Below are 14,238 nucleotides of genomic sequence, written 5' to 3' on the forward strand. Positions count from 1 at the left end.
TTTTTATTCCCCTTTATATTCCTTTGGATTAATCCCTGCTGGTATCTTCCAACCGTTAGCCGCAATTCGGTCAATCAGCTTTTTAGCGTTATCAAACGACCATTTTCCAACATGCTCAAATCCGCGCTGTTCTAAGAATCTAATCTGCTTAGGAGTAGTTAAACCTTGCTCTCTACGCCTGTCTAATCGTTCTAATAGTTTAGTAGCTTTTCCAGCATTGTCGATCTCATCAGGAAGGATACCAAGTTTTTCTAAGGTTTTGACTTGTTTCTCACTAGGTGGACCCATTTCCCAACCGAATGAAGGAACGTAACTTGATAAGTCTTCAGCTTGGATACTCATTTCAAACTGCAACGGATCGACGAGCTTCCGTTTACGACGCTTCATTTCTGCTAATTGTTTAGCTAATGCTTCTTCTCTTTGAGCGACAACGTCTTCTGCCGCAGTTTGTTCAACAGCTTCTAAATCAAGTGGTACACCAGCTTCTTCAATCTGCTTGGTCATAGCTTTGGCTACTTCTTCATTTTCAGCAATCAAATGGGCTGGATGACAGAGTTCGTGTCTGTCTGTATGCCAAAGGAAGTCAAGCAACAATAATTCAGTTTTACCAGGATACAGTCGGGTACCGCGCCCAACCATCTGGCTGTATAGACTTCTTACTTTCGTAGGTCTCAACACAACTACACAATCCACAGATGGACAATCCCATCCTTCTGTTAAAAGCATAGAGTTACATAGAACGTTATACTTACCTTTATCGAAATCTTCCAAAATCTCAGCGCGGTCTTGTGACTCTCCGTTGACCTCTGCTGCTCTAAATCCTTTTTTATTCAGTATCTCTGTAAACTTTTGACTTGTTTTAACCAACGGGAGAAACACAACAATCTTTCTATCCTTTGCATTCTTCCACATTTCATCAGCAATCGATTCTAAGTACGGATCAAGGGCAGAACCTAAATCACTGGTTTTAAAATCTCCGGCTTGTTGACCAACTCCGGATAAATCAAGTTGAAGGGGTATGGTCAATGCTTTAATCGGACTAAGGTATCCTGACTTTATCGCCTTTGGTAGGGTGTACTCGAAAGCCAAGCTTTCAAAGTATGAGCCGAGGTTCTTCATATCCCCTCTGTCAGGAGTAGCTGTGACACCTAACACATTTGCATCGAAGTAATTTAACACACGTTGATAGCTATCAGATATACAATGATGCGCTTCATCGATGATGATGGTGTCAAAGAAGTCTTTACTAAACTTTTTTAATCGCTTATCACGCATTAATGTCTGAACACTACCTACTACTACTCGGTACCAACTACCGATTGAAGTCTCTTCTGCTTTTTCTGTTGCACATTTTAAACCTGTAGACTTTTCTAATTTGTCAGCTGCTTGTTCTAGCAATTCGCCCCTATGGGCAAGGACGAGAACACGCTCGCCCTTTTTCACTCTGTCTTCAATGACTTTTGAAAATACGATTGTTTTTCCACATCCAGTGGGTAGGACAAGTAACGTTTTTTTAATACCTTTTTCCCACTCACGTTGGATTGATTCTCTCGCTTCTTGTTGATAGTCTCTAAGTTTCATAGTTACCTCCTAGAATTGACCTGGCGTGAATCCACCCTGTTGCTGATTTCCAGTGGGGAAAGGCGCTTGTTGCTGTGTCGGTTGTTGCACTGGCTGTTGATAGCCTTGGGCTATCCCTTGTGGAAAAGCTTCATCAAATGGATAGAACTTCTTAACTTGGTTATTTGTTCGTTCTTCTCCGTCTCTTCCAATGAATTTATTGACTTCTAGTTGCAATTTCCCTTTTGCACCGATAACGGCGTTCCAATTCATACGCAACTTTTCGCCTTTCTTCTTTTGGCCGATACCTGTGAAGAAGTTAGATAGTAAACCTTCTGTCTTCGTATGGAGAAGCAAGTTGTGAAATATAACAACGTCTCCATGTTCAGGTGAGTGAACAGTCAATTCTAGTTTTGCTTGGTTACATGGAGGCATTTTGGCGCTCCCGGCAAATCGGCCACGTTCAAATTTGCTGACAGTGAACATATAATCACCCTCAGGCAACAATATAAAATCGCCACCATCCTTCTCTATCTCATCATCCCAACCCAACTCGCGTTCGATTTCTTGACTCATCAAAAATTCCTCCTAGTATACTAAAATGGTAAGTTCTTTCTAAACTCTTGAATCATCCCAAAGACTTGCTGCCATGCACCCACTAGTACACCCTCGATAAAGCTTGGGTCATAATTCGTGATCGGCGTATCTTGTGGATAGTAGCCTTTTTGACTAACAACAACTTGAATCTCTTCAGGTGATACATTATTTTGTATCATTAAATCCCTTAGTGATTGAGGGATTGCTAGGTCTAATTGTTGCGTCGGTTCTGGATTAATCGGTGGCACTTCGGTTACAGGTTGTTGTGTAGCCTGTACCGGTGTTTGTTCCAACACATCAGTATTGCTTATAGGTTGATCTTGTCTTGATGTCCAAGTTTCAGTTACTTGATCTGTCGCTTGCGTATTAAAAATATGAGCAATCTGTGCATAATCCATTGGTATTTCATCAGGAAGATTGTGTCTGTTTTTTGCATCCCATGCCGGGTGATGTGTTGTATAAATAGTGCGAACACCACCTTGTGCTTTGTGTTTTTTTCCTTTGTCATCCGCTGCAACACTATAAGTTTTATAATTCATGAACAGTACAATATCCGCCCATTCCTTCACTAACGGTGCAGTACGCGAAGTTGTTTTTTTACCAAGTTTCAATTCCCAACGGTCATAAGCGCCCATTTCATCTGGTTGTTCAAACTTTCGTATCTGAGCATGTGCTGCTAAAACAACATTAATACCTAAATCTACAACATCTTGTAACTTGTTAAGGAAACGTCCAATATCTTCTTCTAATTTGATGTATCCCGAACCATACCCAAAATCCTCAATGCTTTTTTTGTCATGAGTGTTGCACAAGTTCTCAATACATAACCGTTCGGCCCAATCAATCGTGTCAATGACAATTGTTTTGCAAGGGCGATTCTGCTTCACATACTCGATCTGCTGTTCCAAGAATGTCCAGCTAGTAGGCTTGTCCATCCGTGCCACATCCATGTTACTCGTACTACCTTCTGTATCTATAAAGACAGGATCCGGAAACTGTGCCGCAAAGGACGATTTCCCAATCCCCTCTGGGCCATACAACACAACCTTTTGTGCTTTAGCCACCTTACCTTTCGTTATATTCATGGTTTAAAATTCCCCCGCTTTCCATGTTTTTGTCTGGGCTACAGGTTGCTCTGGTGTTTGGGCTGGTAAGCTTTCTTGCCCGGCAACATATCCATCCTCAATGATGATAGAACACTCTTCACCTGTACTTACTCGCGTTGCAATAGCTTGTAGCCCTTCTTGTTCAAGCCATTTCCCAAATTCTTTAAGAGTGTCCATATCCATCTGTTCAAGCTTGTCCAAGAGGATAAACCCACAATTTGGCTTTAATTTGCGAACGATAGCTGTAGATACTTGAAGTTGTTCTGCACCGCTCATGTTGTCCCATTTTTGGCCGTTATAGACCAAATCCCCATCTTCAACGGATAGACCAGGTAATGGTAAGTCAGCATTGTTTAGAAGAGCTGTTTTTTCCTTACGAACATCTTCAATTGAAACCGTTAATTGATCGTATTGTGCTCGATAGTCATTAGCGTCTGTTTCGGCTTTGTCTTTATCGAGATTGGCTCTTACTTTTCTATTAATCTCTTCAATTTGTTGAATGTTACGCTCAAGTTCCTCAGTGGATTCATCCACGAGATCTAAGGTATCTTTTTGAGCGATATCTAAGTCTCTTCCTAACTCCGCGTATTCTGATTCCGCTTGCTGGAGCTGTTGTCTTAAACGTTCAATCTCTTGCCCTTTTGACGCATATTGAGCTTGAATACTTGCTAACTGCTGACGTTTCCTTTGATTCTCTCCATTCTTAGCGAGTATCTCTTGCTGTTGTCTAATCAAATCAGAAGCAGAAATAGGCTCCTTGGGTGCATCAGGATAATAGGGTTGTTCCTTTGCAAACTTAGTCTTTTGATCAGCGATTTGACCTATTGTACGACGTTGGTTATACAACTCCTGTTCCTTTTGCTGAAGTTCATGAAGCTTATCACCCACTCCGATGATCTTTAAAAGGATATTAGCCTTTTCTTTGCTGGTAGAGTTCATAAACTTAGGTAGATCAATAGCAAGTTCTTCTACAAAACTATCCAATAACTGTTGACCAGCCTTTTGACCATTAGGATCTATAACTTTTAAATCGCTGTTTTTACCCTTACGTTCTACGACTAATCCATTAGAGAGAACGATATGAAGGTAAGGTGGTACAACTGAACCTTCACGTTCGGCCTGGCTTGGTCGATACTTGTTACCGCCTAATGCCCAGGCTATGGCGTCTAACACACTGGACTTACCTTGCTTATTCTTGCCGCCTACGATGGTTAAACCGGAAGCTGTAGGCTCGATTTTTACGGCTTTGACCCGTTTTACATTTTCGATTTCAAGCTTATTAATCTTAATCATTTGCTTCCTCCTCTTGCTTTACTGCAGCCCATAAGCTACAATGAAGCTAAATTTGTGTTTAGTGTTGAGTCCGTGTTGCCGCACGGGCTTTTTGTTGTTTACGGGGTATAATGTCTGAGTGATCATTCAACTGAGTCATACTCAATCACACCATCCCACTCTTCCAAGTCATCAAAAAATTTACTGTTACTTCGGTGACTAGCATCCACGGCGATTATCCAATTTTGTAAGTTATCTCTTAGGTTGCGCTCGGATGTAAAAATGTTAGTCGCGTGAATATCAACAATAAAATTTCTAAGTTCTGCCGCGAAGTACACTCCAACACTTGATTCTCTTTCATTAATTTTCAACTGATACTCTGTTCCATTGACCATTATCTTTTTTGAAATCAACCTAATCCCTCCATCTCATAACCAGCCTTAAGTGCTGCTATGCATATTGCCATAGGTGCTGATTCTGAATATGCTAATTTTCCTCTGCCATTTTTCATAAATGCAGCTGAAAAACAAATTTCTAAACCCTTGTTCGATTGGATTTTATATTCTGGTGATAATTCTTTAACCACTTGCCAAGCCCACTCAATATCACGGCTGTATGGTGGTATGCCGCTTGATAAGGTACCTCTAACCTTCCTACCGTCATGCACTTTGTAGCCTAAAATCTTCTCAGCAATGAGTGCATCAAGTTCTGCTCCTGGCTTCATCCAATCCCTCCTCACAAACTAAGTTCAATAAGACAATCAAATCTCTTTGACTCTGCTTCACTTCTTCAAAGGATTTACAAGCATTTGCAAAATACTTAGCCAATACTTTTGTGTTTAAGGAAATATCAATTGGACGATTCCATAACATCCATATTGAGTTCAACAAGAGCCTTTCTTCCCTTTCGAGTTCAATCAATTCAATGGCTTGGCTTACTTCCTTTTGACACCTTTCCCACTCATGCATGAACCAGTCTGCCATTACGTGATTGCCCATCGCTCTGTATCTGTTTGCTCTATCAAGACAATCCATTGAGCACTCTGCGCGACGTTTAAACCAATCTTTATTAAATTTTTCTGCCGCAGTCGTCATATGTATTCACCACCTTTCATAGAATGGTAAGTTAAGCAATATGTCATGATAAAGGTTAAAAAGAGTAGCGCTCATATGGCGCTTAATTTACGGAAAACTTAACCTTCACACGTTGAAATGTGTTCAAAGTACAAATCAAAATCATTAATATCTTCATCATCTAAGTTGTTCATTTCAAACTCTTTACCGCAAAGTGGACATTCTGCAATATCACCTAATCCATACTCTTGAACTGACACCTTTTGCACCTCCTAACGTAAAATTTTTACGGAATGCGACATAACTTATTTCATGAAAACCATCCAATGTGTTTTCGATCTTCTATTTCCAAACAAAGGCTTTTGCCCAATTGCTTTAATAACCTCACTTGTCTTTACTTGATCTTCATTCCACTTAAAAACAAGCGTTCCGTTTGGTTTTAAAACTCTCATGCATTCGCCAAAACCTCGTTTAATATCAGTTGACCAACTTTCGTTTAACTTTCTATACTTTTTGGCCAACCACGAATCATCGCCTGCTTTTAACAGATGTGGAGGGTCAAACACCACAAGATAAAAGGAATCGTCTTCAAATGGCATATTTCTAAAATCCGCAATCACATCAGGATTTACATTCAATGTCCTACCATCGCATAAAGTTGTTTCTAATTGTCGATTGTCCATGTACAGGACATCTTCATTTTCCTTGTCAAACCAAAACATTTTGCTACCACAACAAGCATCTAAAATTCGTTCCTTGCCTTCCCTCCTTATTTCGCAATATGTCTCTATTCTTCAACAGGCTCTGGTCGCAATATCGCCCAAACTGAATTATTAAATTTCATCTCCACAATCGTGACATATGGTGATTCTTTCATCAGTCCCTTGTATGTCAACCGTTTCACAGTTTTCATGAGTACATCTTTCCATTCATTTCACCTCCTTTCAATAACTCCAAATGAGATACCCAATCAATCCCCCTAAAGCAATACAACAAATAGCGATTCCTATTATTAAGAGCATTATCGTTTTAACCTCTCTTTCGAGATCAAAACCGTTTTTCATTATCAAAACACCCTAGCTTCAGACACTGTACGATACAGCCGCATGACATGTGGATTTGCTTTTGCAAAGGATTCCTTGTTGATCATCGGGATGTCATAAGCAAATTCTAAATCGGTCATCATGGCAGCTAGTCGAATGGTTTTCACACGTTCTGATGCCTTAGACGCGATGATGTTTTTAAACCGATTGGTATAACCTAACATCTCCCCAACGGTCATATCCGACACCCGTTTAACCCTGGCATCCAGTCCAGCAAATAAGTGCCACCCTGCATCTGTTTTCCTTTCGAGAACATCTTTGTAAGTAACCGGCACGTAGCGAGTACCCTTATCGTCTTCCACTTGGATATCGATTGAATAGGATTCATCAAGAGCAATGTCCTCTCCATCAGTACCTAGAAACACTTGGCCCTCTTCCACGAATAAGCGACCTGTTAAGTAATCATCTAGACGATCAGCTGCGACTTTGAAAAAGTTATCTAACATTTTTAACTGCCTCCTTTGAAAATTAAACTAAAGTTTTCTTCGAGGAACTCAGACATCTTGGTTGCCTGGAAGGACCACGTTTGACCTTTGCTTCTCGGGTAGAAAACAAAACCACCGTTGTCTGAATCAAGGATTTTTCGAAACCTGGATGGGTAAAGAATGTTTTCCTTTATCCATTCCTGTTTTCGCCCAACACGACTTTCAAGGTCTTTCATATTCCAATAAACACCTGCCAATTCTTGACGTTTAAGTTCTTTAAGTTCAACTTTTGAGATCAATACCGAATCAGCAGGTATCGGGATGGTTAAGTTGACATTAAGCTGTTGCATTGGTGTCGTCTCTTTCTATAAGAGGAAGTATGTCTTGCTGTTTTAGCAGTTCATAGATGAAAAGTCTGCCTTTTTGTGTCCATTTAGTGCTAATTCGAGACTTCTCAGAATCAATTACATGTGTAGTTGTCTGCGTATATCCTCTATCTTGATATTTGGCATACAACAGCCATATATCACCCTGTTTAAATTGGACCCCGAGATCATGTAATTTTTTATTAAGGCTCCTGGCGCTCATTCCAAAATCCTTAGCAATCTTAGAAACAGATAATAAAGATTTATTTTGTAAAACTAAATCATAATAAGAAGCTTTTGGTTGTAATTCATTGACTTGCTGTTTAAGTAGTAAATTACTGGTCTGTAATTTCTCAACCCGAGCGTTCAAATAATCCATCGCTCTTTTCATAACCATCTCAGGACTGTTCCATCTTCGTTCGAGTTCAAGGAAGTAGAGTCTTGCTTCTTTACCCTTTTCGTTGCGTTGGAGCATGGCGATCTCTTTTGCCATTTCAATGGTTAAATGGTGATCTTGTATAGGTCTACCACCGCTAGGTTTTTCACTTTTTTGTGATAAACCTATGAAATCAACATTTTCGGAGAATCCATACTCTGACATTCTTTCAAACCATTGAGTATATGGAGTTCTCACTTCCAAAAACTCATGGAGATCTCGGCCACCAACCAAAATCCGATCTTTATCTTTGATTGTTGGAATTAGTTCGTTCAAATTAATTCTCCTTTCATTTATTTATAATGATGTCTGGTCATTTTTAAAGCTGCCCTCCTTTATGCCGAATTTAAAATCCGAAAAAAATCGGATTGTTGACCAAAAAAAATATTTTCCACCGACACATTGTATACCTTTTCGATCTTAATGAAGAATGTACGAGGGACATTGGTTGAATCTTTCTCATACTTGGATAGTGTGTCTGGGCTAATGCCAAACTTCTCTGCCGCTTCTTTCAAGGTATATCCGCTATTTACACGAGCTGCCCGAAGCGTAATTTGCATCATGTATTTCACCTCCGTTATTAGGTTGTCTCTATCTTATCCGATATTTTTCGGAAAGTCAACCGATTTTTATCGGATTTTTAATTACATTTATACATAAAACAAACCTTCCTATAATTCAATCCGAAAAATATCGACATTTTTCTATAAAACTACTTTATTTTCCGTAAAATATCGGATATAATCTTATTAGGGTATTAAAAAGGGAGGTGAAAACATGACAAGAGAAGAGATTAATAAAATGGAAGAAAATCTTAAAAAAGAAATATCACAAAACTTGATCCGCATCATGAAGGAAAAAGGATTTACTCAGGTTAGATTAAGCGAGGAATCAAAGATACCGAAGAGTACGATTTCTGATTACATAAGGAGAAACACATTAGCCAATCCAGGTAACATTCAAAAAATGGCCGATGTTTTAAAAGTCTCTAAGGGCGATATAGATCCAAGTTTTAGACCTCAAAATGATGATGCTGTTGCGGAATCACCCGTATTTTACGAAACAGTAAACAAAGACTTTTCTAACATCACAAATATTCCTATCGTGGGTACAATAGCAGCAGGGACACCGGTATTAGCCGAAGAAAATATTGAGGGATATATGCCTGTTCTCTCTTCGACAATTGATAGGTATAAACAGTATTTTTACTTAATCGTTAAAGGCAACAGCATGAATCTAGAGTTCCAAGAAGGCTCTTATGTGCTAGTTGAAAAGACTAACCAAATTGAAAATGGCCAAATTGGAGTTGCCCTAATCAACGATGAAGCGACTGTAAAAAAGATTTATATAAATAACAACATTATGAACTTGGTTCCTGCTAGTAATGATCCCAATTATCAGCCCCAAATATTCGATCTTACTAAGGACAACGTAAAAATAATCGGTAAAGTTGTACAAGCTGTCAAAGTGTATTAAATTTTTAGCGCTAGGAATTTAATCAAGCGGGCTGATCACCCGCTTTTTTCTTATAGATAAGGAGGATTATTTTATGGCTAGTTTTCAAAAGCGAGGTAAAACATGGCAGTACACAATCAGCAGAACTGTGGCAGGTAAGTCTAAACCTATCCGAAAAGGTGGATTCAGGACGAAAAAAGAAGCTGCTGCCGCCGCTGGTGAAATCGAAGCAGAGTTAAGAAAAGGTGTTGTTCCTCACCTTAAATTAGAACCCTTTGATGCTTATTTTGAATCATGGCTTAATATTTTTAAAACGAACATCGCAAAAAATACCTTAGAACGCTACAAGAACACGCTCAAGACGGTTCAGAACTATTTTGGTGATAAACCTATTCAAGAGATCAATAAACGCTCATATCAAGAGTTTCTGAATCTCTACGCACAAGACCACGCAAAGGATTCCACTAAAAAATTAAATACACACATTAGAGCATGTGTGAGAAATGCAATTGACGAAGGTATCATCCGTGTGGATTTTACACGTGGCGCAGTCCTTACCGGAAATAAAGAATCTAAACGACCAGAAGAAAAACATTTGCATTACGATGAGAGTCAGAAGCTTTTAAAAGAACTGTACAATCGTTTGGATAGAAGTCCGACTTATTACTTATTATTGCTCGCTCTGACCACAGGATGCCGATTTGCCGAACTTGTGGGACTACAACGAAAAGATTTTAACTTTGTCACCAATAGCCTCTCGATAACAAAGACCTGGGGGTATACAAAGAAAATGCCTGAAGGGTTTGGGCCCACAAAAAATGAACAATCAGTAAGGACGATAAAGGTTGATAAAAAAACCATGAAAATATTTAATAAATGGTTTGATGAAACGCCAGAGAATATTCTTAAGTTAGTCTTTTATAGTCCACAATCAAAATATAAGGTAATAAGTAATGGAGTCGCAAACAAAGTATTAAAATCAACACTTGAAAGTTTAAAAATATCACCTATAAGTGTACATGGTTTACGTCATACCCATGCAAGCATTTTATTATATAGACAAGTATCGATTTATTATGTAGCGGAGCGTCTTGGTCATGCTAATACTGAAACAACAATTAGAAACTATGCACATATTATTAAAGAAATGCGAAAACAGGATGAAGCACTAACGACTAATATATTTGAAGCGATGTAATGTGTAAAAGATGTGTAAAAAAAATTCATTTTATATCGTTTTCTATCGGATTCTCATAATAAAGAAAAAACGCCACAAACATTGATTTAACAACATTTATGAACGTTTTATAATCTTATATCTTATTTAATTTTTAAGTTATGGCGTCCCAGGAGGGATTCGAACCCCCGACCGACGGCTTAGCTTACCACTATGACTTTCGTCACCAACAAACTTGCTGTTTGTGGTCTGGACTATATCTTCACCATTTCAGGTGCGACACGTGTAGTCTCTACGGAACCTCACGATAATCATGTGCCATTTTTACATTTTCCACTTGATTATTCTTCGGGATTTCTACCCTCAAGTTAATCGACTTATCATAAAAAGATGGATTAAAATAATAACATTCGTATCAGGGCAATAAACACAATAGATATCAATCTCATTTTTATCTACAGGTCGTGTTACTATTTGACGACTGTTAGAATAAGAAGAGTGAAATCTAATTTCTAGAAGCCCTTTAGAATCCAAACCACGATACTTAACTTACACTCTTTTAAAAACATGGATCTTTATATATCACTAAATCAAAAGGTGCATGCTTTGTTTGAGAATAAAGTATCATGTATCCCTTTTTTGATAAAAATCAACTTGAGCCTTTAAGACCCCTAAATCTCCCCTACTTTTGGTATGATGATTCAAATGTAATCTCACTCCAAATGGAAGATCGTAAGTTTCCTCGGTATTACCATCAGCTTGAACTGTTAAGGCTTCACCGATATAGTGTCGTCCACTCTACAAGTTTTTGTTTCCTCGTAGAGGCTCCTATTGTTGAAGGCCGTTGCTCTATCCTGCTGAGCTACTGGGACGTATTAAAATTAAGTTATGTGTGCTTTATCCCGCTCTAGCCTCTTCTTGCCCCTCTCCGATGTTGATCGGCCAGTGCGCTGAAGATGTTCCTACGCTGCTTATTCGGACGTGCTGAGCTACTGGGACGTATTTAAAATTAAGTTATGTGTGCTTTATCCCGCTCTAGCCTCTTCCTGCCCCTCTCCGATGTTGATCGGCTAGTGCGCTGAAGATGTTCCTCCGCTGCTTATTCGGACGTGCTGAGCTACTGGGACGTATTAAAATTAAGTTATGTGTGCTTTATCCCGCTCTAGCCTCTTCTTGCCCCTCTCCGATGTTGATCGGCCAGTGCGCTGAAGATGTTCCTCCGCTGCTTATTCGGACGTGCTGAGCTACTGGGACGTGACATATTGTTTGTGTTATTCAGCACAACAAAAATTATTATACACATTTCTTATGTATGTGTAAAGCATTTTTTGAATCACTGTTGGAGCGGGTGAAGGGAATCGAACCCTCGACTAGAGCTTGGGAAGCTCTCATTTTACCACTAAACTACACCCGCATATGTATTAGCGACGATAATAAATATAATATAAAAAAGAGAGTTTGTCAATACTCTCTTTTTTATTTATCAATAAAAATAGATTATAATTGATAGACAGCCCCCAACGCTGAAACCTTCTCACCCTTGGGGGTATAAAACTCTAAGCTTAACTGTCTTTTGGACCTGTCCCAATCCAAAAGAGCATAAGTGGGTTCCTTGCGTCCTCTTGGCATGCGAATACTTCCAGGATTGAGCACTATCATTCCATTCGTCTGCTCAGATCCAGCATAATGTGTATGCCCAAAACAGACCAGATTTGCCCCTACTTCTTCTGCCTTATAGATCAGATTCATCTCTGTCATTTTGACATTATAAAGATGACCATGAGTCACAAAGACTTTCATGGCTCCATCTTCGAGATCGATTATACGGTCATTAGGATACCCTGCCCCTGGCCAATCGCAATTTCCCGCAACACCTTGATAGCCCGTCATGGCTAGGTGTGTCATTTCCAGTTCAGAATCTCCACAATGGATGAGCATTTCTGCCTCAGGATGTCTTTCCGAAATGATTTGCAATTCGTTTTCGAGTCCATGACTGTCACTCACAACAAGAAGCTTCACTTAAAAAAACTCCTTTTCAATTTCTGGCCATATATCCTTCAGTTTTTTCATTGCCTGTGCACGGTGACTTATCTCATTTTTCTCTTCAGCGGAAATTTCTGCAAACGTCTTCTTATATTCTGGGACATAAAAAATAGGATCATAACCGAACCCACTTGATCCAGAAGGCTTTTCAGTAATTATGCCTTGACATTCCCCTGAAACAAAGCGCGTGGGCCGTTGTGGACAACTAATGGCTAAAACGCAAGTGAAATGTGCCGTTCGCTGTTCAGCCGGTACACCTTCAAGCTCCTGCAAAACCTTCTTTATATTTTCTTTATCATTTTTTTGTCCACCAGCAAAGCGCGCCGAATAAACCCCAGGTCTCCCGTCAAGCGCATCCACAACAAGTCCAGAATCGTCAGCAATAGCAACACACTGGTATACCCGTGCGATCTCCTCTGCTTTTAATCTGGCGTTAGCTTCGAAAGTCGTCCCGGTCTCTTCAACATCGACAGCTTCAGGAAAATCAAGCAAAGATAAAATCTCCACATCAAAGGTTTGAAAAAGTGTCTCGAATTCCTTGATCTTCCCCTTGTTTTTTGAGGCAATGACAATTTTTTTCATTTTGAATGGCTCCTACTATCAGGTAGTGTAAAGGCGCCGACAATTTTCTTTTGATAGTCGATGAGTTCTTCTATGCCTTTTTTTCCAAGGGCTAACAATTCCGCCAGCTCCTCTTCAGAAAAAGTGGCTTCCTCTCCCGTACCCTGAATTTCAACGAACTTACCTTCCCCAGTCATAACGATGTTCATATCAACTTCTGCCGTTGAATCTTCTTCATAGCACAAATCTAAAATCGCACCATGCTTATGATGTAGGCCAACTGAAGTTGCCGCTAAAAAGGTCTTAACAGGCATCTTGCTTATTGATCCTTTTTCAATAGCTTTCTTAAAAGCAAGAACAGTGGCGACAAAAGCTCCTGTAATGGAGGCGGTTCGTGTTCCGCCATCAGCCTGAATCACATCACAGTCAATCCACACCGTTTTTTCACCAATGGCATCAAGATCTACAACTGAGCGCAACGCTCGGCCAATTAATCGCTGAATTTCCATTGTTCTACCTGACACTTTTCCTTTGCTTGATTCTCGAATATTACGCTGCTGTGTCGCTCGAGGAAGCATGGCATATTCAGCCGTAATCCAGCCTTTTCCTTGTCCACGCATAAAGGGAGGTACTCTATCTTCAATGGAGGCGTTGCAGATTACCTTTGTCTGTCCGACTGTAATTAAAACAGAGCCTTCAGGATGAATGGTAAAATTAGGTTCAATATGTACTGGTCTTAATTCGTTATTATTGCGTCCATCATGTCTCATGCAAATCCTCCTAAAATTTGTCCCATTTATTTTCCTTATTATGTTAATACTATAATCTTAAAAGCATGTTTGCAATCCCTCTTCAACCTCAAGAAGACGGTCAATCTTCACTCTCGTCAAATACTGATCTTTAAGTTCTCTCTTGAATTTCAGAAAACTTGACTTGCGCTTCAACGCTTTGCTAAACATTGCCCAATGTTCAGGGCAAACACCTTTACCATTAATGTTGTCGCTAAGCCTGAATGGCAAAAGCCTAAGTTGCCCTTATAAGGTCTTCCTCTAAGTTATAATGTCT

The 14,238-nt window shown here is 39.5% G+C and carries 18 protein-coding genes, 1 tRNA gene and 1 pseudogene; 2 read left to right on the forward strand and 18 right to left on the reverse strand.

What is annotated here, in order from left to right; all coding sequences use genetic code 11:
• Nucleotides 1–3 precede the first annotated feature (3 nt).
• The 13 genes from IEV91_RS12200 to IEV91_RS12260 form a co-directional block, all read right to left on the reverse strand.
• Complete coding sequence (locus tag IEV91_RS12200; protein ID WP_188497686.1) at nt 4–1,581, reverse strand: DEAD/DEAH box helicase; 1,578 nt, start codon at nt 1,579–1,581, stop codon at nt 4–6.
• A gap of 9 nt (nt 1,582–1,590) precedes the next feature.
• Nucleotides 1,591–2,136 carry a hypothetical protein gene (locus IEV91_RS12205; protein WP_188497687.1) on the reverse strand — a complete coding sequence of 182 codons (546 nt, stop codon included), beginning with the start codon at nt 2,134–2,136 and terminating at the stop codon, nt 1,591–1,593.
• Between the two features lie 20 nt (nt 2,137–2,156).
• Nucleotides 2,157–3,242 carry an ATP-binding protein gene (locus IEV91_RS12210; protein ID WP_188497688.1) on the reverse strand — a complete coding sequence of 362 codons (1,086 nt, stop codon included), beginning with the start codon at nt 3,240–3,242 and terminating at the stop codon, nt 2,157–2,159.
• Nucleotides 3,243–3,245: 3 nt separating this feature from the next.
• Nucleotides 3,246–4,556, reverse strand: coding sequence for an AAA family ATPase (locus IEV91_RS12215; RefSeq protein WP_188497689.1), 1,311 nt, complete (start codon nt 4,554–4,556; stop codon nt 3,246–3,248).
• A 122-nt stretch (nt 4,557–4,678) separates the two neighbouring features.
• Nucleotides 4,679–4,948, reverse strand: coding sequence for a hypothetical protein (locus tag IEV91_RS12220; protein WP_188497690.1), 270 nt, complete (start codon nt 4,946–4,948; stop codon nt 4,679–4,681).
• On the reverse strand, nt 4,945–5,259 hold the full coding sequence (locus IEV91_RS12225; RefSeq protein ID WP_188497691.1) for a BC1872 family protein: 315 nt from the start codon (nt 5,257–5,259) through the stop codon (nt 4,945–4,947). Before IEV91_RS12225 ends, IEV91_RS12220 begins: the two co-directional genes overlap by 4 nt.
• The gene (locus tag IEV91_RS12230; protein ID WP_188497692.1) at nt 5,237–5,629 is read right to left on the reverse strand and encodes a hypothetical protein; all 393 of its coding nucleotides are present in this window, start codon (nt 5,627–5,629) and stop codon (nt 5,237–5,239) included. The genes IEV91_RS12225 and IEV91_RS12230 overlap by 23 nt, the downstream gene beginning before the upstream one ends.
• A gap of 98 nt (nt 5,630–5,727) precedes the next feature.
• A complete protein-coding gene (locus tag IEV91_RS12235) occupies nt 5,728–5,868 on the reverse strand; it encodes a hypothetical protein (protein ID WP_188497693.1) in 141 nt (46 codons plus the stop codon).
• Between the two features lie 45 nt (nt 5,869–5,913).
• Entirely contained in the window at nt 5,914–6,330 is a 417-nt protein-coding gene (locus IEV91_RS12240) for a class I SAM-dependent methyltransferase (RefSeq protein WP_188497694.1), read from the reverse strand.
• Nucleotides 6,331–6,674: 344 nt separating this feature from the next.
• Nucleotides 6,675–7,157, reverse strand: a complete 483-nt coding sequence (locus IEV91_RS21730) for a hypothetical protein (protein WP_229745579.1) — start codon at nt 7,155–7,157, stop codon at nt 6,675–6,677.
• 2 nt (nt 7,158–7,159) lie between these two features.
• The gene (locus IEV91_RS12250; RefSeq protein WP_188497695.1) at nt 7,160–7,486 is read right to left on the reverse strand and encodes a DUF771 domain-containing protein; all 327 of its coding nucleotides are present in this window, start codon (nt 7,484–7,486) and stop codon (nt 7,160–7,162) included.
• A complete protein-coding gene (locus IEV91_RS12255) occupies nt 7,473–8,213 on the reverse strand; it encodes a phage antirepressor KilAC domain-containing protein (protein ID WP_188497696.1) in 741 nt (246 codons plus the stop codon). The genes IEV91_RS12250 and IEV91_RS12255 overlap by 14 nt, the downstream gene beginning before the upstream one ends.
• 59 nt (nt 8,214–8,272) lie before the next feature.
• Nucleotides 8,273–8,500, reverse strand: a complete 228-nt coding sequence (locus IEV91_RS12260) for a helix-turn-helix domain-containing protein (protein ID WP_188497697.1) — start codon at nt 8,498–8,500, stop codon at nt 8,273–8,275.
• 214 nt (nt 8,501–8,714) lie between these two features.
• On the opposite strand from IEV91_RS12260, the gene IEV91_RS12265 reads away from it, so the two are divergent.
• The gene (locus IEV91_RS12265) at nt 8,715–9,413 is read left to right on the forward strand and encodes a LexA family protein (protein ID WP_188497698.1); all 699 of its coding nucleotides are present in this window, start codon (nt 8,715–8,717) and stop codon (nt 9,411–9,413) included.
• Between the two features lie 73 nt (nt 9,414–9,486).
• Complete coding sequence (locus IEV91_RS12270) at nt 9,487–10,590, forward strand: tyrosine-type recombinase/integrase (protein ID WP_188497699.1); 1,104 nt, start codon at nt 9,487–9,489, stop codon at nt 10,588–10,590.
• Nucleotides 10,591–10,861: 271 nt separating this feature from the next.
• On the opposite strand, the pseudogene IEV91_RS12275 reads toward IEV91_RS12270, so the two are convergent.
• From IEV91_RS12275 to rph, 5 genes and pseudogenes are all read right to left on the reverse strand, one after another.
• A pseudogene (locus IEV91_RS12275) lies at nt 10,862–11,274 on the reverse strand (group I intron-associated PD-(D/E)XK endonuclease).
• Between the two features lie 635 nt (nt 11,275–11,909).
• Nucleotides 11,910–11,983 (reverse strand) — tRNA-Gly (locus IEV91_RS12280).
• Between the two features lie 83 nt (nt 11,984–12,066).
• Nucleotides 12,067–12,588 carry a metallophosphoesterase family protein gene (locus IEV91_RS12285; protein ID WP_188497700.1) on the reverse strand — a complete coding sequence of 174 codons (522 nt, stop codon included), beginning with the start codon at nt 12,586–12,588 and terminating at the stop codon, nt 12,067–12,069.
• Nucleotides 12,589–13,194: an XTP/dITP diphosphatase gene (locus tag IEV91_RS12290; RefSeq protein ID WP_188497701.1), complete on the reverse strand. Its 606-nt coding sequence runs from the start codon at nt 13,192–13,194 to the stop codon at nt 12,589–12,591.
• A complete protein-coding gene (rph, locus tag IEV91_RS12295; protein WP_188497702.1) occupies nt 13,191–13,943 on the reverse strand; it encodes a ribonuclease PH in 753 nt (250 codons plus the stop codon). Before rph ends, IEV91_RS12290 begins: the two co-directional genes overlap by 4 nt.
• Between the last annotated feature and the right edge of the window lie 295 nt (nt 13,944–14,238).

The organism is Pullulanibacillus pueri (assembly GCF_014639255.1).
GTDB classification, from domain to species: domain Bacteria; phylum Bacillota; class Bacilli; order Bacillales; family Sporolactobacillaceae; genus Pullulanibacillus; species Pullulanibacillus pueri.